The organism is Streptomyces sp. NPDC086554 (genome assembly GCF_040686095.1).
Lineage (GTDB): Bacteria > Actinomycetota > Actinomycetes > Streptomycetales > Streptomycetaceae > Streptomyces.
In genome coordinates this window covers 63349-83691 of the sequence record NZ_JBFBJK010000003.1, presented here as the reverse complement: position 1 = coordinate 83691, position 20343 = coordinate 63349, and the positions used below count along the sequence as shown (strand labels likewise).

The 20343-nt window shown below is 71.0% G+C and carries 20 protein-coding genes and 1 pseudogene; 10 read left to right on the top strand and 11 right to left on the bottom strand.

What is annotated here, in order from left to right:
- Positions 1-2: 2 nt before the first annotated feature.
- Together rox and AB0O76_RS05365 are read right to left on the bottom strand one after the other, a co-directional pair.
- Entirely contained in the window at positions 3-1454 is a 1452-nt protein-coding gene (gene rox / locus AB0O76_RS05370) for a rifampin monooxygenase (protein WP_365485722.1), read from the bottom strand.
- Positions 1455-1479: 25 nt separating this feature from the next.
- Positions 1480-1802, bottom strand: a pseudogene (locus AB0O76_RS05365) (hypothetical protein).
- A 408-nt stretch (positions 1803-2210) separates the two neighbouring features.
- Between AB0O76_RS05365 and AB0O76_RS05360 the strand changes: the two are divergent.
- Positions 2211-3389, top strand: a complete 1179-nt coding sequence (locus AB0O76_RS05360) for a metallophosphoesterase (protein WP_365485720.1) — start codon at positions 2211-2213, stop codon at positions 3387-3389.
- Between the two features lie 15 nt (positions 3390-3404).
- Here the strand turns inward: AB0O76_RS05360 and AB0O76_RS05355 are convergent, their stop codons facing one another.
- From AB0O76_RS05355 to AB0O76_RS05340, 4 genes are all read right to left on the bottom strand, one after another.
- Complete coding sequence (locus AB0O76_RS05355; protein WP_365485718.1) at positions 3405-3656, bottom strand: hypothetical protein; 252 nt, start codon at positions 3654-3656, stop codon at positions 3405-3407.
- 34 nt (positions 3657-3690) lie between these two features.
- Complete coding sequence (locus AB0O76_RS05350; RefSeq protein ID WP_365485716.1) at positions 3691-3852, bottom strand: maleylpyruvate isomerase N-terminal domain-containing protein; 162 nt, start codon at positions 3850-3852, stop codon at positions 3691-3693.
- Positions 3853-3981: 129 nt separating this feature from the next.
- Positions 3982-4632 (bottom strand): M23 family metallopeptidase, encoded by a 651-nt coding sequence (locus AB0O76_RS05345; protein WP_365485714.1) that lies wholly within the window; start codon positions 4630-4632, stop codon positions 3982-3984.
- A gap of 72 nt (positions 4633-4704) precedes the next feature.
- Positions 4705-6228, bottom strand: coding sequence for a phosphatase PAP2 family protein (locus tag AB0O76_RS05340; protein ID WP_365485712.1), 1524 nt, complete (start codon positions 6226-6228; stop codon positions 4705-4707).
- A gap of 80 nt (positions 6229-6308) precedes the next feature.
- Between AB0O76_RS05340 and AB0O76_RS05335 the strand changes: the two genes are divergently transcribed.
- The 3 genes from AB0O76_RS05335 (at position 6309) to AB0O76_RS05325 (ending at position 7949) form a co-directional block, all read left to right on the top strand.
- Positions 6309-6974 (top strand): PadR family transcriptional regulator, encoded by a 666-nt coding sequence (locus AB0O76_RS05335; RefSeq protein WP_365485710.1) that lies wholly within the window; start codon positions 6309-6311, stop codon positions 6972-6974.
- Positions 6975-7051: 77 nt separating this feature from the next.
- Positions 7052-7186, top strand: coding sequence for a hypothetical protein (locus AB0O76_RS05330; RefSeq protein WP_365485708.1), 135 nt, complete (start codon positions 7052-7054; stop codon positions 7184-7186).
- 79 nt (positions 7187-7265) lie between these two features.
- A complete protein-coding gene (locus AB0O76_RS05325) occupies positions 7266-7949 on the top strand; it encodes a glycerophosphodiester phosphodiesterase family protein (protein WP_365485706.1) in 684 nt (227 codons plus the stop codon).
- Between the two features lie 34 nt (positions 7950-7983).
- Here AB0O76_RS05325 and AB0O76_RS05320 read toward each other — a convergent pair whose 3' ends face one another.
- Entirely contained in the window at positions 7984-8535 is a 552-nt protein-coding gene (locus AB0O76_RS05320; RefSeq protein WP_365485704.1) for a GNAT family N-acetyltransferase, read from the bottom strand.
- Between the two features lie 88 nt (positions 8536-8623).
- Here AB0O76_RS05320 and AB0O76_RS05315 point away from each other — a divergent pair, with 88 nt between their 5' ends.
- The 6 genes from AB0O76_RS05315 (at position 8624) to AB0O76_RS05290 (ending at position 14862) form a co-directional block, all read left to right on the top strand.
- Entirely contained in the window at positions 8624-9016 is a 393-nt protein-coding gene (locus AB0O76_RS05315) for a VOC family protein (RefSeq protein ID WP_365485702.1), read from the top strand.
- 81 nt (positions 9017-9097) lie between these two features.
- Positions 9098-9694 carry a TetR/AcrR family transcriptional regulator gene (locus AB0O76_RS05310; protein ID WP_365485700.1) on the top strand — a complete coding sequence of 199 codons (597 nt, stop codon included), beginning with the start codon at positions 9098-9100 and terminating at the stop codon, positions 9692-9694.
- Complete coding sequence (locus AB0O76_RS05305; RefSeq protein ID WP_365485695.1) at positions 9691-10503, top strand: MBL fold metallo-hydrolase; 813 nt, start codon at positions 9691-9693, stop codon at positions 10501-10503. Before AB0O76_RS05310 ends, AB0O76_RS05305 begins: the two co-directional genes overlap by 4 nt.
- Positions 10504-10576: 73 nt before the next feature.
- Complete coding sequence (locus tag AB0O76_RS05300; protein ID WP_365485693.1) at positions 10577-11965, top strand: NAD(P)/FAD-dependent oxidoreductase; 1389 nt, start codon at positions 10577-10579, stop codon at positions 11963-11965.
- A 235-nt stretch (positions 11966-12200) separates the two neighbouring features.
- Positions 12201-13793, top strand: coding sequence for a hydantoinase/oxoprolinase family protein (locus AB0O76_RS05295; protein WP_365485691.1), 1593 nt, complete (start codon positions 12201-12203; stop codon positions 13791-13793).
- Positions 13786-14862: a DUF917 domain-containing protein gene (locus AB0O76_RS05290; RefSeq protein ID WP_365485689.1), complete on the top strand. Its 1077-nt coding sequence runs from the start codon at positions 13786-13788 to the stop codon at positions 14860-14862. The genes AB0O76_RS05295 and AB0O76_RS05290 overlap by 8 nt, the downstream gene beginning before the upstream one ends.
- Here the strand turns inward: AB0O76_RS05290 and AB0O76_RS05285 are convergent.
- The 4 genes from AB0O76_RS05285 to AB0O76_RS05270 form a co-directional block, all read right to left on the bottom strand.
- Positions 14835-17165 (bottom strand): penicillin acylase family protein, encoded by a 2331-nt coding sequence (locus AB0O76_RS05285; protein WP_365485687.1) that lies wholly within the window; start codon positions 17163-17165, stop codon positions 14835-14837. The two genes, AB0O76_RS05290 and AB0O76_RS05285, sit on opposite strands and share 28 nt — an antisense overlap.
- A 271-nt stretch (positions 17166-17436) precedes the next feature.
- The gene (locus AB0O76_RS05280; RefSeq protein ID WP_365485685.1) at positions 17437-19062 is read right to left on the bottom strand and encodes a sodium:solute symporter family protein; all 1626 of its coding nucleotides are present in this window, start codon (positions 19060-19062) and stop codon (positions 17437-17439) included.
- The gene (locus AB0O76_RS05275) at positions 19059-19409 is read right to left on the bottom strand and encodes a DUF3311 domain-containing protein (RefSeq protein ID WP_365485684.1); all 351 of its coding nucleotides are present in this window, start codon (positions 19407-19409) and stop codon (positions 19059-19061) included. Before AB0O76_RS05275 ends, AB0O76_RS05280 begins: the two co-directional genes overlap by 4 nt.
- Before the next feature lie 116 nt (positions 19410-19525).
- On the bottom strand, positions 19526-20323 hold the full coding sequence (locus AB0O76_RS05270; protein WP_365485682.1) for an SDR family oxidoreductase: 798 nt from the start codon (positions 20321-20323) through the stop codon (positions 19526-19528).
- Positions 20324-20343: the final 20 nt, after the last annotated feature.

The window sequence follows — 20343 nt, the reverse complement described above, 5'->3', positions numbered from 1 at the left end:
TATCAGCCCGCAGCAGCTCCGAACCACTTGGGCAGCTGGGCGAGCAGGTCCTGCTGGTCCTCGCCCGCCCACGCGACGTGCCCGTCCGGCCGCAACAGCACTGCGGGCACGTCCAGTTCCTCGCTCACATCGACGATGTGGTCGACCCGGTCCGCCCAGCCCTCCACCGACAGGCGTCCTGTCTGGTCGAGCAGCAGCCCGCGGCCGGCGTGCATCTGCCCGTACAGACGGCCCCGCTTCAGTTCCACGTCGCGCAGCCGCCCGCCCAGCAGGTCATGGCCGTCGCCGAAGTCGTAGCGGACGTCGACCGCGGTGATCATCCCGGTCACGTACCGGTTCACCTCCTCGAAGTCCATCAGCTTCGCGAACAGCTCCCGCAGCGCGGTCGGACCCGGCTCGGTCCCGAGCAGCGTGATCTGCGCGCGGGTGTTGTCGATGACCCGGGCGGCCACCGGGTGCCGTTCGGTCTCGTAGCTGTCCAACAGCCCTTCCGGGGCCCACCCGTTGACCGCAGCGGCCAGCTTCCAGCCGAGGTTGAACGCGTCCTGCACGCCGAGGTTGAGCCCCTGCCCGCCGGTCGGCGGGTGGATGTGCGCCGAGTCGCCGGCGAGGAACACCCGGCCGACCCGATAGCGCTCGGCCTGCCGGGTGGCATCGCCGAACCGGGACATCCAGCGCGGCGAATGCACGCCGAAGTCGGTGCCCGCGAACGCCCGCAGCTGCTTCTTGAAGTCCTCGATGGTCGGCTCGGCCGCGCGGTCCTCGGCCACCCCGTCGGCGGGCACGACAATGCGGCAAAGACCGTTCGCGGCGGGCGTGATACCGAACCGCAGCTGGGTCTTGTTGACCTCCTTGACGGCAGCGGCGATCGTCTCCGCGTCCTCGGTCACCTCCATTTCGGCGAGCAGCGTCTCGACCGTGGCCGCCTCGCCGGGGAAGTCGACGCCGATCAGCTTGCGCACCGTGCTGCGGCCGCCGTCGGCTCCGACGAGGTAGCGCGAGCGCAGCCGCGTGCCGTCCGCGAGCTCGACGCTCACCCCGGCGCCGTCCCCATCCTCGCCCCCGCCCTCGGACTGGGTCACCCCGACCACTTCGCAGCCGCGCCGCATCTCGACGCCGAGTTCGATGGCACGCTGGTTGAGCAGCCGCTCCGTCTCCGGCTGCGGGGTGGCGACACCGAACGGGTGGGCCGTGTCGAGACGGTCGGGCCACGGCTTCGCGATGCCGCCGAAGAGGCCACCGACCTGGAACTTCTCGCTGACCGCGAGGAACCGGTCGAGCAGACCGCGCTGATCCATCACCTCCACGCTGCGCGCGTGCAGGCCCTGCCCCCGGGACTGCTCGGTCTGCTTGTCCAGCTTCTCCAGTACGACCACGTGTACGTCGTGCAACCGCAGCTCACACGCCAGCATCAAGCCGGTCGGTCCGCCCCCGACCACGATCACATCAATCATCAAAGCCCCATCCAGCACGTTGCATTCAGGCCGGTTCCGGCCCAGGCCGATGATTCTGCGTCATGACCGGGGCCTTGCCGCAAGGGCCCCCACCAGCTATAACTTGAAACTGGCAGCAAGTGCTCTCGCCGTGCTCGCGCACCGCGATCCGAGCCAGTTTCGTCAGCATCATGCCGTTGCGCACCGCGACCACGTAGTCCACGGGAAGCCCGTGCATCCGGGTGCCGGGGCCGCGCCGAAAGGCTCCGCCTTCGCCTCCAGTTCCAGGCGGCGCTACCGACGGCCGTCGGACAGCAGACTCCAGACCTCGGACGGCGAGCTGAGGATCAGGCGGCGGTTCCGGGACACGGTGACCACGCTCCTTCTGGTCACGATTCGTACCATTCCGGCGCCTAGGGTGCCCCTCAGGGCTCGCGGCCCAGGTGTCTGTTAGATCTCGGCTCTGTGCCAGCCGGGGCAGTACGAGGCCCGCTCTACCGATCAGGGCTCAGGGCCGCTGGTTCTGTGTAGGGCTTGATTCGTGCTGCCCGTTCACGGCCCATTAGGTGTCTGAGCTCCACGCCGGTGACGATACGGCCCGTCCGCGCCCGAGGCCGCACCCCGTCCGGACCGACGGCAGAAGGCACCAAAAACCCGAAGCCGGACACCGGCGCGGACACCGACACCCGCAATTCGCCTGATCGTCTTCCGCTGTCCGCCCCGATATGAGAGAACGCTCTGATGTGCGATGACGAACTGATACCACCCCGGGCGGACTTGACCGAGAAGCAGTGGCTGCATGCCGACGCACCGCTCGCCCGGGACCTTGCCGAGAAGTGGGGGCCGGGGGCCCTCACGCTGCACCGCCGCACGCTGCTCGGCGGTGCCGCCGCCGGAGCCGCGCTCGCCGTGCTGCCGTTCGGCGCGCGACAGGCCACGGCGGCGCAGGGCGTCGCGAAGTTCCCCTTCCCCGACGGGCCGAACAAGAACGGGGAGTTCGCCGTCCTGGTGACCGGAGACTCCGGCACCGGTGGCGAAGAGCAGCTGGCCGTGACCGAGGCCGCGCGGCGGGTGTGCCGTGACGAGGGGGTCTCGGTGGCCGTCGGCCTCGGCGACAACATCTACGAGAACGGGCCCGAGTCCGACCACGACTCCGAGTTCCGGGACAAGTTCGAGACGCCCAACACCGGCATCGACGTCCCCTGGCTGATGGTGCTCGGCAACCACGACTGCTCGGGTCTGATCCCGGGCAGCGGCGGCGACCCCTCGCGCGGCGACCGCGAGGTCTCCTACGCAGCCTCCTCACCGCGCTGGTACATGCCGAGCCGCTACTACAACGTCACCCTGCCGACCGCCGAGGGCCGGGGCGACCCGGTGGTGGAGTTCTTCGCCCTCGACACCAACCCCGTCGCCTCGACCGTCGCCCAGACCTCCCCCCACTACAAGTGGGACGGCCCCTACATGCGCGCCCAGCGGGAGTGGCTCGACGCCGCGCTCGCCGGGTCCCGGGCCCGCTGGAAGGTGGTCCTCGGCCACCACCCCTACCTCAACAACGGCAAGCACGGCAGCGCCGGTTCGTACGACGGCTTCGTCATCGGCAACTACACGAGCGGCATCCATCTCAAGGAGCTGTACGAACAGGTGGTGTGCGGCCGGGCCGATCTGATCCTGTCCGGGCACGACCACACCCTCCAGGTCCTGGAGCCCACGACCCGCACGGCAGGCACCCGCCAGATCGTCTGCGGGGCGGCGGCCAAGTCCGGTGACGGCAAGGCCCACTTCGGACACCCCGCGGCCTGGCAGAACTTCTCCGACGTGGGCTTCATGATCCTCAAGGTCTCCGACCGGGCCATGACCGTGGACGTCTACACGGTCGACGTCGCCACCCGCACCGCGCACCTGGCCCACACCACGGCGACCTCCGCCGCGGCCGCGGGCCTGCAGGGCGTGCGGTAGGGACCTGCCCGCCGGTCAGAACGCCGTGGCCGCCAGCCAGGCGTCGAGCAGTTCGCGGTCCCCCGTGGCCGCGATGCCGGCGTCGGTGGGCCGCAGCCGTCCGTACGTGAGGAGCAGCAGGTCGCTCACGGTCCCGTGGACGGCGGCCGTGGCACGGCCGCGGCCGCGTTCCCAGGCGAAGCCGCCGCCCAGCTTGATCAGCCACGCGTCGTCGCTGTCGGTGGCGGCGAACTGGAGTGTCTGACCGTCGCGGTCGAGGCGGCTCACCGGCTCGGCGATCCACGCGTAGTGCGGCAGGTGCTCACCGGTGGGTGGTGCCGTGATGCCTGACCAGGTCGGAGAGCGTCCAGCCGGGGCAGGTGGGTATCGGCGTCGCCGGGTCGGCCCCCCGCGCCAGCTCGACGAAGCGCGCGTCCGCGGCCTGGACCGCGGCGCAGTACTGCTCATGTGTCAGACGGGTCATGAGCGCCGAACGTACCTGCCCCGAAGGCGAGTTCGCAGCGGCCGCTGCGGAATGCGTAGGCCCTGCGGACGGCGAGCGAGCGCCGGTGGCGAAGCCCTGGTTCACCGCTGCCCCGCCCCGGCCCCGTCCTCACCGCAGCCGAGCGCCCCGCCTCGCCAGATATTTGACCGGGTTGATGTCCGAGCCGTAGCCGCGCCGGGCCCGGATCTCCAGGTGGAGGTGGGGTCCCGTGGCACGCCCTGTGGCGCCGCTGCTGCCGAGCCGGTCGCCGGTGCCGATGCGGGCCCCCTGGCGGACCGCGATGCGCGAGAGATGCGCGTACAAGGCGTAGTGGCCGTCCCGCAGTCGCACCGTCACCGCCTTGCCGTACGCCCCCGACCAGCGCGCAAGGACCACGGTGCCCGCGCCGACCGCGTGCACCGGGGTGCCCCGGGGCACGGCGAGGTCGATGCCGGTGTGGTGTCCGGCGATCCAGTTGCCGCGTATGCCGTAGCGGGCGCTGACGCGGAATCGCCTGCGCAGCGGCAGGGCGAATCTGCCGGGAGGCCCTTCTGGGGCGAGGGCGCGGCTCTCCGGGACCGCCTCGTCCCCCTCGGCGAGGGCCGCCTCGAACTCCTCGTCGTAACCGAGGACGCAGCCGCCGTCGGTTTCCTCGGCGGCGGCATGCGGCAGGGGACTCGCCACCGTGAAGGCGCCGCCGGCCAGGAGGACCGCGGCGACACTCAGTACGTCACGTCGTGTGGTGCCCGCTTCACGCGGGCTGTCTATGTCGAAGCCCATGCCCGACAGCACAACGGCGGCGGGCCCCGGGCGCACGCCGACTGCGCCGCATGGCGTAAGGGCCGCGCCGCGTCAGCCGGGCGTCGGCCGGTACACGGTGAGCGCCTCGGGGAGTTTGTCGAGGAGCAGCGCCGTGGGAGCGGCGGCGACTTCGCCGTCGTACGCCATCGGTGTGCCGGCCGGCAGGCCGGAGACGGCCAGGCGCTGGGGCCGCGCCGAGGCGTACACGCGGGTCCTCGCCAGCTGTCCGGCCAGCGCGGATACCAGCAGACGGCTGCGCGCGAAGCGCCCGGCGTGCGCGATGCGGACGTCCAGGAGGCCGTCGGCCAGGTCGTGCCGGCGCACGGGGGCGATGCCGGCGCTGCGGTAGGCGCCGTTGCCGGCGAAGAGCAGCCACAGGGAGCGGTGGTGGCCGTTCACCACCGGGCGCAGCGGGCGGCCGGTGCGCACGATCCGGACGACGCCGAGCAGGGTCGCGAGCGGGCCGCCGATCCTCGGTGACCAGTGCTCTCTGATACGTACGAGGTCGGGGTAGGCGCCGAGGCTGAACGTGTTGAGGAAGTACACCGGGTCGGAGTACGTCCCGTCTTCCGGCTCCGCCCCGGCCAGTGCCCTGATCCGGCCGACGTCGGACCGGACGGCGCTGCCTTCGGCGACGGCCGCGCAGGCGTCAGCGACGGAGTCGACGCCCAGGTCCGCGGCGAAGTGGTTGAACGTTCCGCCGGGCAGCACCATCAACGGCACCTGGTGCCGCAGCGCCGGTGCGACGGCGGCGTTCACCGTGCCGTCGCCCCCGCACACGCCGAGCACGCCGCCGCGCCCGGCGGCGTCCCTGGCGGCCTCCTCGATCACCTTGGGGAGCGGTCCGGCCTCGTCCTCGTACAGCACCACCTCGGCGCGCGGCAGGGCGCTCTTCAACTGCCGTACCGGATCGACGAGTTGCGGCTGGGCGCCGGACGACGGATTGACCACGACCACCAGACCCTCGCCGTCCGGCAGCGCGGGCGCGTCCGTTCGGGGCCGTGCGGGCGGCGGCAGCTGCGCACGGGAGGGCACAAGGCCGCGCACCGCGTAGGCGGCGCCCGCGCCGATGGCCACGCCGACCAGGACGTCGCTGGGGTAGTGCACGCCGGTGTAGACGCGGGAGAACGCCACCGACCAGGCGACCGGCGCCACGGCCGCGCCCAGGGTCCGTGACTCCAGCGCGACCCCGGTGGCGAAGGCCGCCGCCGATGCCGAGTGCCCGGACGGGAAGGAGCTGGTCATCGGCTGCCGGGCCAGATGCCGTATCACCGGCACCGCGTCGAGGACCGGCCGGTTGCGGCGCACCGCGCCCTTGCCCAGCGTGTTGACCGTGCCCGAGGCGAGCGCAAGCGAGGTGATGCCGCGCACCGCCGCACGCCTGCCGCGTGCGCCGCCGAACGCCCACATCCCGGCGGCGATGCCGCACCACAGCAGCCCGTGGTCGGCGCTCCGGCTCAGCCGGGGCAACACGGGCTCCGCGGCCGGCCAGGAGCGGGCGGCCACATGGTGGAACACGAAGCGGTCGGTGGCGCTGAGCAGCCTGTGGACGCGCCGCCCCGGCAGATCGTTCATGCTCCTCTCCTACCCCCCGCGCGCTGTCCGCACCGCACACGTCTTGCGCCGACGGCCCCGCGTTCCCTTCAATCAGTCATATGGCAGCCCCTCGTTCCGCCCCTCGTTCCACCTCGTCCCAGCAGCCCGATGAGCTGCCGCCGACCGCATGGGCCGTGCTCGGCCTGCTCTCGTTCCCCGGCGAGCGCACCGGCTACGAGCTCAAGAAGTGGGCGGACGCCTCGCTCCGCTTCTTCTACTGGTCGCCCGCCATCAGCCAGATCTACGCCGAGCTGCGCCGCCTCGAAGGCCTCGGCTACGCCACGTCGCGGCGCTCGGGACCCGAGGAGCCGCGCACCAAGCGCACGTACGCGATCACCGAGGCGGGCCGTGCCGCGCTCGCCGGGTGGGCGGGCGGCGCCGACGTGGGGCCGCCGGTGCTCAAGCATCCGCTGCTCCTGAGGGTCTGGCTCGGACATCTCGCCGACCCGGACGGGCTGCGGGAACAGGTGAACGAGCACATCGCCCGTACGAGGGCCGAGCTGGCGCAGGTGCGCGAGGCGCTGGCCCGCGCCGAGGGCCTGGAGAGTTGGTCGCATCCGCAGATTGCGCTGCGCTGGAGCGTGCGGCGCCTCGAGTCGGAGCTCTCTCTGGCCGAGGCGATGCTCGACGATCTCACCGGCCTCTGTGACCCCTCCGGCCTCACTGACAACACCGCTCCCACGGCGTCCGGTCAACCCCCGGAGGACTCGCCCACCCACGGGTGAAGCGGCTCGCGGCGACGGGCCCCCGGCCGGTAGGACGGGGCGGGTCAGCCGACCCCGCCGTACGGAGCAGTGCACCTGTGAGCACCCGCGCAGTCCTTGTCGCCGCCGTCATCACCGGTCTCATCCTCGGCATCATGGGAAGCAGAGCGAACAACTCCGATTCTTCGGGCCACCCGCGTACGGGCGGTTCCATCGCGGAGTCGGGCCATTAGGCTGCGACCTTGCCGCGTGGCTTTCCTCCGTCCTCAGCCCCGCGGCCGCCGAGCCGCCGTCGACGGAAGCGAGTGAACCTTGAACTTCCTCACCATCGGTCATCGCGGGGTCATGGGTGTCGAACCCGAGAACACCCTCCGCTCCTTCATCGCCGCGCAAGCCGCGGGCCTCGATCTCATCGAGCTCGATCTGCATCTGAGCAAGGACGGCGCCCTCGTCGTCATGCACGACGCCGACGTGGCCCGTACGACCGACGGCAAGGGACCGATCGCCGAGAAGACCCTGGCCGAGCTGCGGGAGCTCGACGCGGGGCGCGGCGAGCGCATCCCCGTCTTCGAAGAGGTCCTGGACGCCGTGAAGGCCCCGCTGCAGGCCGAGATCAAGGACGTCGCGGCCGCGCGCGCCCTCGCCGAGGTCATGCACCGTCGCGATCTGGTGTCGCGGGTGGAGGTGATCTCCTTCCACGACGATGCGATCGCCGAGATCGCGCGCCTGGTCCCCGGCGTACGCACCGCGCTCGTCGCGAGCCGCTACGGCACCGATGTAGTGGAGCGTGCCACGGCCGTCGGCGCCACGACCCTCGTACTGAACATCCGGCGTCTGACGCTCGAGATCGTCGAGCGTGCCAGGAAGGCCGACCTGCGGATCATCGGCTGGGTCGTGAACACCCAGGACGATCTGCGGCTTGTGCGCGCGCTGCAGCTGGACGGCGCGACGACGGACTACCCGGAGATCAAGCGGACGGGCCGCTTCACCGCGTGAGCCGCCGCACCGCGTGAGCCGCCGCACGGCGTGATCAGCCCAGCGGCTTGACCAGCAGCTCGAACTGCAGGTCGTCGCGCTGCGGAATGCCGAAGCGCTCATCGCCGTACGGGAAGGGGGTCATCTCTCCCGTACGGCGGTAGCCGCGCCGCTCGTACCAGGCGATGAGGTCGTCGCGTACGGAGATCACGGTCATGTGCATCTCACGGGCACCCCATGTCTCGCGGACGGTCCGCTCGGCCTCCGCGATGATGACCTTGCCGAGGCCCGCGCCCTGGAGCTCCGGGCTCACCGCGAACATCCCGAAGTAGGCGTGCTCACCGCGGTGTTGGAGCTGGCAGCAGGCGACGACCCGGCCGTCGCGCTCCACCGTGAGCAGCTTGCTCGTGGGCGACTTGATGACATCGACGACGCCCTGCGGGTCGGTCCGCTGCCCCTCCAGGATGTCCGCCTCCGTGGTCCAGCCGGTCCGGCTCGTGTCACCGCGGTACGCCGATTCGATGAGCGCGACGAGTGTGTCGACGTCCGCGTCGGTGGCGTCCCGGAAGATGAGATCGCTGATGCTGGGGCGCGGTGCGGTGTCCATGGGGCGGGTTCTCCGTTCTCTGGCGCGGCTCTGGGCGCGGCGCGGGCTGCGCACCGCCGAGGGTAACCCGCCGCTAAGGTGCGGCTGCATGGTGCACGTACTGAGCAGCAGGATCCTTCTCCACCCCACCGACCCCGAGCGCTCACGAGCCTTCTACGGCGAGGCGCTCGGCCTGGCCGTCTACCGCGAGTTCGGCACGGGCCCCGAGCGCGGCACGGTCTACTTCCTGGGCGGCGGCTTCCTCGAAGTCTCCGGCCGCGCCGGGAGCCCGCCCTCCCCCGGCCTCCAGCTGTGGCTCCAGGTGCCGGACCTGCGGGCGGCCCACGAGGAACTCGTGGAGCGCGGCGTGGAGGTGACGCGGCCGCCGCTGAAGGAGCCCTGGGGTCTGATCGAGATGTGGATCGTGGACCCGGACGGCGTCAGGATCGTCGTCGTCGAGGTCCCGGGCGATCACCCGATGCGCTTCCGGCCGGGGATCTGAGGCGCCTTCGCCCTCCTCCTCCGTACTCCTCCTTCGCCCTGCGCATTGCCTCTATAGACCAGTCGGTCTAGTGTGCAGTCCGTGACACGAACACGAGGTGAGACCCGCGCCCGGATCCTGCGCACGGCGGCCGAGCTCTTCCAGCGGCAGGGGTACGGCGCCACAGGGCTCAATCAGGTGCTCGCGGAGAGCGGTGCCCCCAAGGGGTCGCTGTACTTCCACTTTCCGCAGGGCAAGGAGCAGTTGGCGGCCGAGGCGGTCGCGCTCGCGGGGGGCGAGATGGGCGAGCGCATGGCCCTGGCCGTGGGCTCCGCCGCCGGTCCCGAGGATGCCGTGCGGCGGCTCGGTGAGCTGCTCGCGCAGGGGCTGCGGGACTCCGACTTCCAGGACGGCTGCCCCGTGGCGACCGTCGCCCTGGAGGAGGCGGGCGGCTCCGGGCCCATCCATGACGCCTGCCGGCAGACGTACGACGCCTGGCTCTCCGGGCTCGCGGAGCGGCTGCGCGGGTGGGGCGCGACCGAGGACGACGCCCGGGATCTCGCCGATCTCGCGCTGTCATCGCTGCAGGGGGCACTGCTGCTCGCGCGGGTGCGCAAGGACACCTCGGTCATCGCGTCGGTCGCCCGGCGCGTCGGCGCGGTCGTCGAACACGGCGTACGGAACGGGAGGAACGGATGAAGGTTCACCACCTCAACTGCGGTTCCATGATGAAGATCGAGCCCACCTACGACGGGCCGCCACCCCTGCACGCCGTGTGCCACTGCCTGTTGGTGGAGACGGACACGCAAGGGCTCGTGCTCGTCGAGAGCGGGCTCGGGAGCGACGACGTGCGCAGGCCGCAGGAGACTCTCGACCCGGAGTGGACCGAACTCGCCGCGCCCGAGCTGGACTTCGCCGAGACAGCGCTCTCGCAGATCGAGCGTCTCGGGTACGCGGCATCCGACGTACGGCACATCGCGCTCACACATCTCGACGTGGACCACAGCGGCGGCCTTCCCGACTTCCCCGACGCCCGGGTGCACGTGATGGCCGCCGAGCTCGCCGCGGCGCTCGACGAGGGGCCGAGCCGTCGCTACCGGCCCGCGCACTGGGCGCACGGCCCGCGCTGGGAGACGTACGAGGAGCGGGCGGGCGAGGAGTGGGCCGGGTTCGCGGGGGTGCGCCAACTGGCGGGGCTCGGCGATGAGCTCCTGCTCGTGCCGCTCGGCGGACACAGTGCCGGGCACGCAGCGGTGGCGGTGCGGGACCGCGGGCGGTGGCTCGTGCACGCCGGGGACGCCTACTTCTACCACCGTGAGATGGCGCAGGAGTCCCCGCATTCGCACCCCGTGATGGATCTCGTCCAGCTCGACGCGCAGGTCGACAGCGAGCTGCGGATCGCCAATCAGGCGCGGCTGCGGGAGGTGGCGGCGCGCACCGACGAGTTCACCGTCCTGAACGCGCACGATCCGTGGGATTTCCTGCGTCTCAGCGGATCCGGCGACTGACTCCCGGGGTAGGGGGAACCCGTGTCCCGCCCGCCGACGCCGTCCTGAGCCCACACCCCTGGAGAGATCTCCTATGCAGCCTCCTCGGATTCTGATCGTCGGCGGTGGATTCGCCGGCATGGAGTGCGCGCACAAGCTGGAGCGGACGCTCAAGGCGAGCGACGCCCAGCTTCGGCTCATCAGCCCGCAGGACAGCCAGCTGTATCTGCCGCTGCTCCCGCATGTCGCGGCGGGCGTGCTCACCCCGCAGGCGGTGGCGGTTCCGCTGCGCCGGATGCTGCGGCGCACGGTGATCGTGCCGGGCGTGGCGATCGGCGTGGACCCGCACGCGAAGGCCGTGATCGTACGGAAGATCAACGGCGAGGAGGTCGTGGAGCGTTACGACTATCTGGTGCTCACGCCGGGCAGTGTGACGCGGCAGTTCGACATCCCCGGCGTCGAGACGCATGCCGTGGGCGTCAAGACGCTGGCCGAGGCGGCGTGGATCCGCGACCACGTGATCGCGCAGCTCGACCTGGCGGCGACGACATCGGACCGGGCGGAGCGGGAATCACGACTGCAGTTCGTGGTGGTCGGCGGCGGGTACGCGGGCACGGAGACGGCGGCCTGTCTGCAGCGGCTCACCCGTGCCGCAGTGAAGCGGTATCCGGGGCTCGACGCGTCGCTGATCAAGTGGCATCTGGTGGACATCGCACCGAAGTTGATGCCCGAACTGGGCGACCGGCTCGGCGACAAGGCCCTCGCCATCCTGCAACGGCGCGGCCTGAACGTGTCCCTCGGAGTCTCGGTGGCCAAGGCGACCGAGGACACCGTCACGCTCACCGACGGGCGCGTGCTGCCGTGCCGCACGCTGATCTGGACGGCGGGTGTCGCGCCGAGCCCGCTCATCGCCACGCTGGGCGCCGAGACCGACCGGGGCCGCCTGGTGGTGCGCCCGGATCTGACAGTGCCGGGCCTTGACGGGGTGTTCGCGCTCGGCGACGCGGCGGCCGTGCCGGACCTCGCCAAGGGCGGCGACGCGATCTGCCCGCCGACCGCGCAGCACGCCATGCGGCAGGGGTGGGCCGCCGCGAAGAACATCACCGCCGCGCTGCACGGCGACCCGCTGACCGACTACCGGCACAAGGACATGGGCCTGGTGGTCGACCTCGGCGGCATCCACGCCGTGTCGAAGCCGCTGGGCGTGCAGTTGACGGGCCTGCCAGCGCAGATCGTGGCGCGCGGCTACCACCTGGGCGCCCTGCGCACCCTCACCGCGCGCTTCCGCACGGCCGCGAACTGGGGCCTGAACGCGGTCGCGGGCGACGACTACGTACGCACCGGTTTCCAGGCCCAACGCCCCGCCACGCTCAAGGACTTCGAGCGCACCGACGTCTATCTCTCGAAGGAGGAGATCGACGCGCGGCTCTCGGTGGAGGGCACCAGGAAGTCGATGGCCCCGGAGAAGCCCCGCTTCCCGTAGACGACCGGCTGCGCTCTGGCCGGATGAGTGAGCGGCAACTACCAGTGGTGGGGGAGCGCCGCTCCCGGCTGAACTCTGCCCGTACGAAGGGGGCGTACGGGGCTCCAGATGGCGGCGGTCGACGTCCGAGGGTAGGTGCCGCCATCCGAAGGCGCGTCGCGCCGGCTGGTTGATCACGGCGAGCGTCACGTCCGTACTACGCGTCAACTGCCCTCACACGAAGGACTCCACCACCATGCGTATCGGCATCGACGTCGGGGGGACCAACACCGACGCCGCACTCCTCGGGGACGACGACCGCGTGCTCGCCACCGCCAAGTCGCCCACCACCTCCGACATCACCTCCGGGGTCACCGCCACCGTGCGCGCCCTGGATCCACCCGTCGAGTCGGTCACGGCGGTCATGATCGGCACCACGCACTTCCTCAACGCGCTCGTCGAGGGCGCCCGCCTCGCGCCCGTCGCCGCCGTACGTCTGGGGCTGCCCGCCACCGCCGCCCTTCCGCCCATGACGGACTGGCCCGAGCGGCAGCGGGCCGCCGTCGGCGGGCACGGCTATCTCTGCCACGGCGGAAGGGAGTTCGACGGGCGCCCGCTTTCGCCGCTCGACCCGGAGGAGCTGAAGCGGGCCGCCGCGGACATCGCGGCGCGCGGGCTCACCTCCGTGGCGGTCTCCTCGGTGTTCTCGCCGGCCGCGGAAGAGGACGAGCGGCGCGCGGCGGAGATCCTTCGGGCCGATCTTGACGGGGGCACGCACTTCTCGCTCTCCCACGAACTCGGCCGGGTCGGCCTCCTTGCCCGCGAGAACGCCACGATCATCAACGCGGCGCTGCGGGACCTCGCGGTCGTCATCGTGGAGTCGCTCGGTAAGGCGCTCGCGGAGGTGTCGGTCACCGCGCCGTTCTTCCTCTCGCAGAACGACGGGACGCTGATGGACGTCGGCTTCGCGCGCGCCTATCCGGTCGCGACGTTCGCGTCCGGGCCGACCAACTCGATGCGGGGCGCGGCCTTCCTCTCCGGGCTCGGCGACTGCGCGGTCGTCGACGTGGGCGGCACCACGGCCGACGTCGGCATCCTCAGCGGGGGCTTTCCGCGCGAGGCGGCGGGCGAGAGCCGGGCCGCGGGGATCCGCACCAACTTCCGTGCCCCCGACGTCCTTTCACTCGGCATCGGCGGCGGCTCACTCGTCTCACCGGACGGGGAGACCGGGCCGCGATCGGTCGGCCACCGCCTGGCCGATGAGGCCCTGGTCTTCGGCGGCACGACACTGACGGCGACGGATCTCGCGGTCGCCGCGGGGCTCGCAGAGGTCGGCGATCCCCGTCAAGTGACCCATCTGCGGCGGGAGTTCACAGCGCGCGCCCTGGACCGGATCGCCGGGCGCCTCGCCGAGGGCGTCGACCGGATGCGGACCTCGGCCGCCCCGCTTCCGGTCGTGGCCGTCGGGGGCGGCTCCGTCCTGGTCCCCGACGCGCTGCCCGGCTTCGCCGATGTGCGCCGGCCACGCCACTTCGACGTGGCCAACGCGGTGGGCGCGGCGATCACCCAGGTGGGCGGGGAGGTCGACCGGGTCTACCAAGTCCCCGAGGGGCGGCGGGACTCGGTGCTCGCCGGGGCCCGCGACGAGGCGGTGGAGCGGGCACGGGCTGCCGGGGCTCGCCCCGGCAGCGTACGCGTCGTAGACATCGAGGAGGTGCCGCTCGCCTATCTGCCGGGCGGCGCGACCCGCATCCGGGTCAAGGCGGTCGGCGATCTCGATCCGGCGCGGATCACCGGGGCGGCGGTCCGGGGACCGGCGCGCGCCGTCGGAGCGACCGCGCATGCGTGAGATCACCCTCGACAACCTCGACGACATCGCGCGCGGCGCGGGCATCCTCGGCACGGGCGGGGGAGGCGACCCGTACATCGGCAAGCTGCTGGCCCGCGAGGCGATCCGGGCGCACGGTCCAGTACGGGTCGTCGGCATCGACGAGGTCCCCGCCGACGCGACCGTCGTCCCGATATCGGGGATGGGCGCACCGACCGTACTGCTCGAGCGCGTACCGAACGGCCGTGAAGAACTGGCCGCGCTGCGTGCCCTCGAAAGACACATCGGCCGCCCGGCGACGCACATCGCGCCGATCGAGATAGGCGGGGTCAACTCGATGCTCCCGATCGCCTGTGCCGCACGCTCCGGCCTGCCGATCGTGGACGGGGACGCGATGGGGCGGGCGTTCCCCGAGGCGCAGATGGTGCTGCCCGGACTGATCGGCGTCACCAACTCCCCGATGGCGCTGGCCGACGACAAGGGCAACACCATCATCGTCGAGGCGGTCGACAACCACACGGCCGAGCGGATCGGGCGTGCGGTGTGCGTGGAGCTCGGCTGCCAGATCGCGTGCGCGGACACCGTGCTGCGAGGCGATCAGCTCGCAGCAGGCCTGGTCCCGGCGACGCTATCGCTCGCCGAGCGACTGGGTGCGGCGGTGCGCACGGCGCGGGCCGCGCACACCGGTCCGGTGGCGGCGGCACGGAGGGTGCTCGGCGGCAGGGAGCTCGTGACGGGCAAGGTCATCGACGTGGGCCGCCGCACGGAACGGGGCTTCGCACGGGGCCGCGCACGCATAGAGGGCACCGGCCCCGACACTGGAATCGTCCTCGAACTCGCCTTCCAGAACGAACACTTACTGGCAGTCCGGGACAACGTAACCGTCGTGACCACACCGGACCTGATCTGCGTCCTGGACAGCGGAACGGGCGACCCGGTCACCACGGAGGCCCTGCGCTACGGCCTCCGTGTCAGCGTCGTGGCCGCACCGTGCGACCCACGCTGGTCCACTCCGAACGGCCTCGCGCTGACCGGACCGCGCTATTTCGGGTACGAGGTGGACTATGTGCCGTTCGGGTCGGCGGGCTGAGGCTCGGCCGCGGGCCGGGGCGCGGCGGACGGCCGCAGGGTGATCGTCCGCCGCGCCCCCTTCTCCACCGCGGCACGGGAGTACAGCAGCGGGAAGGAGCCATCGGCGGCCCACGCCCCGAACAGATCGTCGTAGTGCGGGTTGCCCGGAACTCCGGACTGCCCCGGCGAGTTCATGGCCACGGAGTCGTCCCAGGAGCCGACGTCGACGACGATCCGAAAGGTGGCCCCGGCGATCTGCCGGAATCCCGCCCCATAAGCGGCGGCCCCCACGGTGTCCCCACTCCCGCCGCGCGGGACGGGCCCCACGGAGGCCCACTCAGGCGCAGGCCCTTCGAGCAGGGCGGCGATGGGGTGCCGCAGCTGGGCCTGATGCAGCGCGCCCCAGGCCCATGCGCCGGGGTCGGACCCGAGCAGCCGACCGACGTCACCGACGGCGTCGGCGAGCGTGCGAAGCAGCAACGAGGGATCCGGGTCACCCTCCAAGAGCTCCAGATCGACGCGGGGGTCCGCGGCGTCCTCCACGGGCAGCACCCGCGCCAGGGCCCGCTGCCGCTGCCCCTCCCCCACGACCCCGTCGAGCGCCCGCTCCAGGAGGGCGGGCCGCAGATGGCGCCGGTACCAGACCTCGAAGAGGGCGCCCGCCGGGGACTCGACGGTGAGCCGACCGTCCCAGTCACGCAACAGCGCAAGGGCATGGGCCACCATCGGATCGGCGCTCTCCAATCCCCCCAACAGCCGCTGGACGCGCCGCGCGGGCAGACTCACATAGTCGGTCTGCAACCGCACACAGTCCTCGACGGTCCACCCCGTACGCCCGCCGAGCTCCTCACTGATGCGTTCGTGACGCGTGGCCGCGTACCAGTCGTACGTCACCGTCTTCTCGTCGTTCGGGTAATCGGCAGGCAGATTCAGCTGGTTGGCAGTGGCGAACCAACCCTCTTCCGGATCACGCACCGATGGCAGCTCCTCGACATCCAGGAAGCCGTCCCACTCGTAACGGCCGTCGCCCGGAACCGGCAGGGTCCCGTCCCACCCCCGGCGGACGGGAACGCGCCCAGCAGGTCGCCACCCGATGGTGCCCTCAGGTGAGGCATAGACCTGATTCTCACCGGGCGCACCCCAGCGACGCATGGCCGCGACGAACGCGTCCGGACTCTCCGCCCGCATGTAGTCCATGCTGCCCAGATAGGGAGCCATGCCCGACCCCAACCAGGCGGCACGAACGGCGAACGCGGCGTTCCTGTCGGGGAGTTCACGAATGACGGGACCATGCCGGGTGAACCACAAGTCGACAGTGACCGGTTCACCCCCACGCACAGGGATCTCCTCCACAACCCGTGTCATGGCTTCCCACCGCCCCCGGTACCAGTACGCGTGCGGGTCGGCGGGGTCGGTCCGGTAGACGTACAGATCCTCCTGATCAATGGGAAAGATCGTCAGGCCGAAGGCGATGCGACCGTTGTGCCCGATGGAGATGCCGGGCAGGGCCGGTTCACCCGCCCCGATGACATCGATGCCGGGCGCCGAGAGATGGGCGAGATAGCGCAGGGCGGGCAGGGTGACGGCGCGGTGCGGATCGTTGGCGAGCAGCGGGCGCCCGGTGGCGGTGCGGGACGGAGCAATGACCCAATTGTTGGAGCCGTCCAGGCCCTGCCGGGGCGCAGCGTCCGCCGCCCACGGGGGCGTGGTCGCCATCTCGTACACGCGCAGGACATCATCCGGAATGACGGAGAGATCCAGCCCCTCGGGGACACGCAGCTGATGCGGAGCGGGCTCGCGCCGCCGACGCAGCTCCTCAGCACCCTGCCCGTGATCACGCAGGGTGAGGGCCCGGGCGACTTCGTCGCGGAGGTTGTACTGGAGACCGTGGCTACGGATGCGGGCCACGTCGGACGACTCCCAGTGCGCCGGGAGGTACCCCAACTCAACGAATTCCGGCGGCAAATGGCCCGCATCGGCACGACACAGCGCCACGTAGGCATTGATGCCGCGCACGAACGCCGCCGTCACCCGCTCCGTGTCATCACCGTAGGAACGCCACTCCTCATCCATGTCGCCCCGGTAGAGGAACAGCCGCGCCGCACGGTCATGTTCGACGTACTGCTCCCCCAACACCTCGGCAAGCAGCCCGAGTCCACGCCGACGCCACAGATCAAGCTGGAAGAGCCGATCGCGGGCGGCATTGAACCCTTGCGCGAGAAAGAGGTCGTCCTGCGAGGCGGCGTACAGATGAGGTACGCCCCACTGATCGATCACGATCTCCACGGGTTCACCAAGCCCCGGAACCTCATACTCCGCCATCCGCCACTCACTCCCCTACGCCGGTACACCCGGCACCTACACCTTCGCGAGGGCGCGTTACGCATCGCGTGCGCCCCCCTTATGCCAGAACGCAACTTTGCCAAAGTAGGTCCCCCATCCCCGAGCGGCCGCGCACCCCTCCAGCGGGACGGCACATGAAACGAACTAGTCCGCACCCGGCGCTCAAGCCGGATGACCCAACCCCCGGTCCCCGTGAGCCCCGTTTCGTGGCCGCCCGGTCATCACGCTTCACGCGGTGGAGGGCTGGGTGTCAAGGGTGAAGCGAAGCGCAATCGGCGAAGCCGACGCGCAGCGCAGCGGAGCGCCCTTGACTCCCAGCCCGGAACCGCAACACTCCGGACAACCGGGCGGCCCCGGCGCCAATCAAACGCCGGGTCACCGAAGCCCCCGGACGATGCTCCGCACCGGGACCAGGCCCCGGAGCCACCCAGACGACCCCAAGCAGCACAACCAGATTGGCGACAAGCGCGATGATGCCGCCATTCACCCCCCGCCAGGGGTCGTTCTCGGTGGCCCACAACACCGTCATCACCGCAAGCCCGACCAGCATCCCCGCCACAGCCGCCCGCGCAGTCAACCGCCGCCAGAACAAGGCCAGCAGCACGACAGGCACCAGCTGCGCAAGCCCCTCGTACGACAGCACCGACAGCTCAACAAGGGTGTTCGGATAAAAGAGACTGCCCGCGAGGGCGATCAACCCGGCGACAACGCAAACCAGTTGGGACAGCCGCTTGACCCGAATATCACGCACATCCCCAGACTTCCCCAGAACACGACGCCGCGCCCGCGGATCAGCACCGTTCCCGCCACCCAAAACAGTGCGCCCCCACAACGTACCGATGGACAGCATGAAGACACTCATCGGCACGATCGCCGACAAAGCACCCGCGACACCAACCACCGCGACGACAGGCGACGGCAGCGAATCAGTCACAAGGCTGAACAGAGCCAAGTCGGGATTGCCAAGGTTCGGCATCACGAACAACGCCGTGGCACCGACCACCATCGGCACGAACAGAAGCAGTTGATACCAGGGCAGAAGCAACGCATTGCGACGCAGCGCGTTGGGACTCTTCGCGCTGAGGTAACCGGCAACCGTCGTCGGGAAGATGGTGATCGTCACGGCGTTGAGCACCACAGTGCTCAGGAACCACACACCGTCCCGCCCACCTGACGAATGCCCCGGAAAGGTCAGCCACTCCGGCTTCTCGCTCACCATGCGCTGCATGAATTCACCGAACCCGCCGAGATAGTGCATCGGGATGTACACGGCGAGAAACACGACGGCGACGATCACCAGCAGGTCCTTGAGCACACTCACCCAAGCCGAACCGCGCAGCCCCGACACAAGGATGAAGACCTCGGCCACCACAAAAGAAATCACGGCCGCGACCTTCAGATCGACGCTGCCATACGTCATCGCGTTCACGACGACGCCCATGCCCTGAATCTGCACCTGAATGTAGGGGACGATGAAAACAGTCGCAATAACAGCAACGAGAATCCCCACCGGCCGTGAGCGGAACCGGAATTCGGCGATGTCCGCGATCGAGATGAGCCCGTGCCGGGTCGCGTACGTCCACAGCGCGGGCCCCACCACATACGCGACGGCGAAACCGACGGTCAGATAGGCGACCAAATACAAAATCGGCGCGCCAAACGAGAACGACCAACCAGCCGTCCCCAGAAACGAAAAGCTGGTGTACGTCTCGCCCGCCATCAGCAGCCAGATGAAGAGCACCCCGAGGCCACGGCTGGAGACCGACCACTCGGCGAGCCCCTTGGACCGGCCGCGGGCGCTCCACACCCCGATCAGGATGGTGGCGACCATGGCGATCGCGAACACGGTGGTCGCGACGACTGCGGACCCGTTCATCGACGGCCTCCTTCGGGGTCGGCGGCAAGGTCGTCGGCAACGTCGTCGGCAGGGATCGGCTCGACGGCGCCCGTGCGGTAGGCAGGGTCGAGACGCGCCGCGAGCCAGATGACGAGCGGGCTGACAACCGTGGCGGCGATGACCCAGGCCAGCAGGAAGGGGACGCCGAAGATCCGGGGCTCGATGCGGTTGGCGACGAACGGCGCGGAACCGTAGAGCAGGACGGGGACGAGCAGCAGCCACAGAGAGGGACGGGCCACGCCGCGCAGGCTGGGGAGCCCGTCCAGGGGCGAGGCCGCGGGGGCCGGTGCCCCCTGCTCGCCGCTGTCTTCGGCTGTCGGGGGCATGAGGGGACTCCTTGGGGAGGTGCGAGGGGAGGTCACGCGCGGGGGACGGTCACGCGGCGGGACGGTCACGCGACCGGGACGTACACGCGGCCCGGACGCAACGATCGGCGCGAGAGTCACACCGAGGGTTCGTAACGCCCGTCGACCGCCGTCCAGCCACCATCCACCGTCAGCACGCTGCCCGTGACGAACGTGGCCGCGTCCGACACCAGATAGGCGACGGCGCCGGCGAGCTCGTCGGCACGGGCCCAGCGCTTGAGCGCGGAGGCCTGGGTGTAGGCATCGAACCATGCGGGGTCGGCGGCGATCTGATCGGTGAGCGGGGTACGGACGACGCCGGGCGCGACAGCGTTGAACCGCACGCCCTGCGGCCCCCATTCTGCTGCGGCGGTCCGCAGCAACTGAATCAGCCCCGCCTTCGACGCGGCGTACGCCCCCTGCCCCGGCTCCACCTGGAAGGCCCGCATCGAGGCGAACCCCACGACGCTGCCCCGCCCGCGCTCGGCCATGCCGGGAGCCACGGCCTGGATGAGCGTGAGGTAGGACCGCAGGTTCAGCGCGACGACGCGGTCGAACTCGTCGAGGGTGTAATCGGCGATGCGCTTGCGGACATTGGCCCCGACGGTGACGACGAGCCCGTCGAGCGGCCCCCACTCGGCGACGGCGGCGCGCACGGCGTCGGGTTCGAGGACGTCGAGGGGGTACGCGGCGGCCGTGCCGGGGCGCTCACCGGCCGAAGCGCCGTCCGCCGCGAGCGCCGCCGTCTGCGCGGCCCCCGCCGCATCCCGGTCGGCGACGACGACGTGCGCGCCCTGGGCGACCAGCGCGCGGGCGGCCTCGCGGCCGATGCCGCTCGCGCCGCCGACCACCGCGATGCGACGTGCGTCGAGCCGGAAGAGGTTGCCGTAGTCCATGGTGTGCTGCCTCTCTTGGC

Coding starts and splice junctions, on each gene's coding strand:
- AB0O76_RS05345 (WP_365485714.1), bottom strand. CDS start 4,632: ATGGGCTTCGACATAGACAGCCCGCGTGAAGCGGGCACCACACGACGT.
- AB0O76_RS05285 (WP_365485687.1), bottom strand. CDS start 17,165: ATGGCGGAGTATGAGGTTCCGGGGCTTGGTGAACCCGTGGAGATCGTG.
- AB0O76_RS05320 (WP_365485704.1), bottom strand. CDS start 8,535: ATGGACACCGCACCGCGCCCCAGCATCAGCGATCTCATCTTCCGGGAC.
- AB0O76_RS05280 (WP_365485685.1), bottom strand. CDS start 19,062: ATGAACGGGTCCGCAGTCGTCGCGACCACCGTGTTCGCGATCGCCATG.
- AB0O76_RS05290 (WP_365485689.1), top strand. CDS start 13,786: ATGCGTGAGATCACCCTCGACAACCTCGACGACATCGCGCGCGGCGCG.
- AB0O76_RS05335 (WP_365485710.1), top strand. CDS start 6,309: ATGGCAGCCCCTCGTTCCGCCCCTCGTTCCACCTCGTCCCAGCAGCCC.
- AB0O76_RS05275 (WP_365485684.1), bottom strand. CDS start 19,409: ATGCCCCCGACAGCCGAAGACAGCGGCGAGCAGGGGGCACCGGCCCCC.
- AB0O76_RS05305 (WP_365485695.1), top strand. CDS start 9,691: ATGAAGGTTCACCACCTCAACTGCGGTTCCATGATGAAGATCGAGCCC.
- AB0O76_RS05270 (WP_365485682.1), bottom strand. CDS start 20,323: ATGGACTACGGCAACCTCTTCCGGCTCGACGCACGTCGCATCGCGGTG.
- AB0O76_RS05315 (WP_365485702.1), top strand. CDS start 8,624: ATGGTGCACGTACTGAGCAGCAGGATCCTTCTCCACCCCACCGACCCC.
- AB0O76_RS05350 (WP_365485716.1), bottom strand. CDS start 3,852: ATGACCCGTCTGACACATGAGCAGTACTGCGCCGCGGTCCAGGCCGCG.
- rox (WP_365485722.1), bottom strand. CDS start 1,454: ATGATTGATGTGATCGTGGTCGGGGGCGGACCGACCGGCTTGATGCTG.
- AB0O76_RS05295 (WP_365485691.1), top strand. CDS start 12,201: ATGCGTATCGGCATCGACGTCGGGGGGACCAACACCGACGCCGCACTC.
- AB0O76_RS05340 (WP_365485712.1), bottom strand. CDS start 6,228: ATGAACGATCTGCCGGGGCGGCGCGTCCACAGGCTGCTCAGCGCCACC.
- AB0O76_RS05300 (WP_365485693.1), top strand. CDS start 10,577: ATGCAGCCTCCTCGGATTCTGATCGTCGGCGGTGGATTCGCCGGCATG.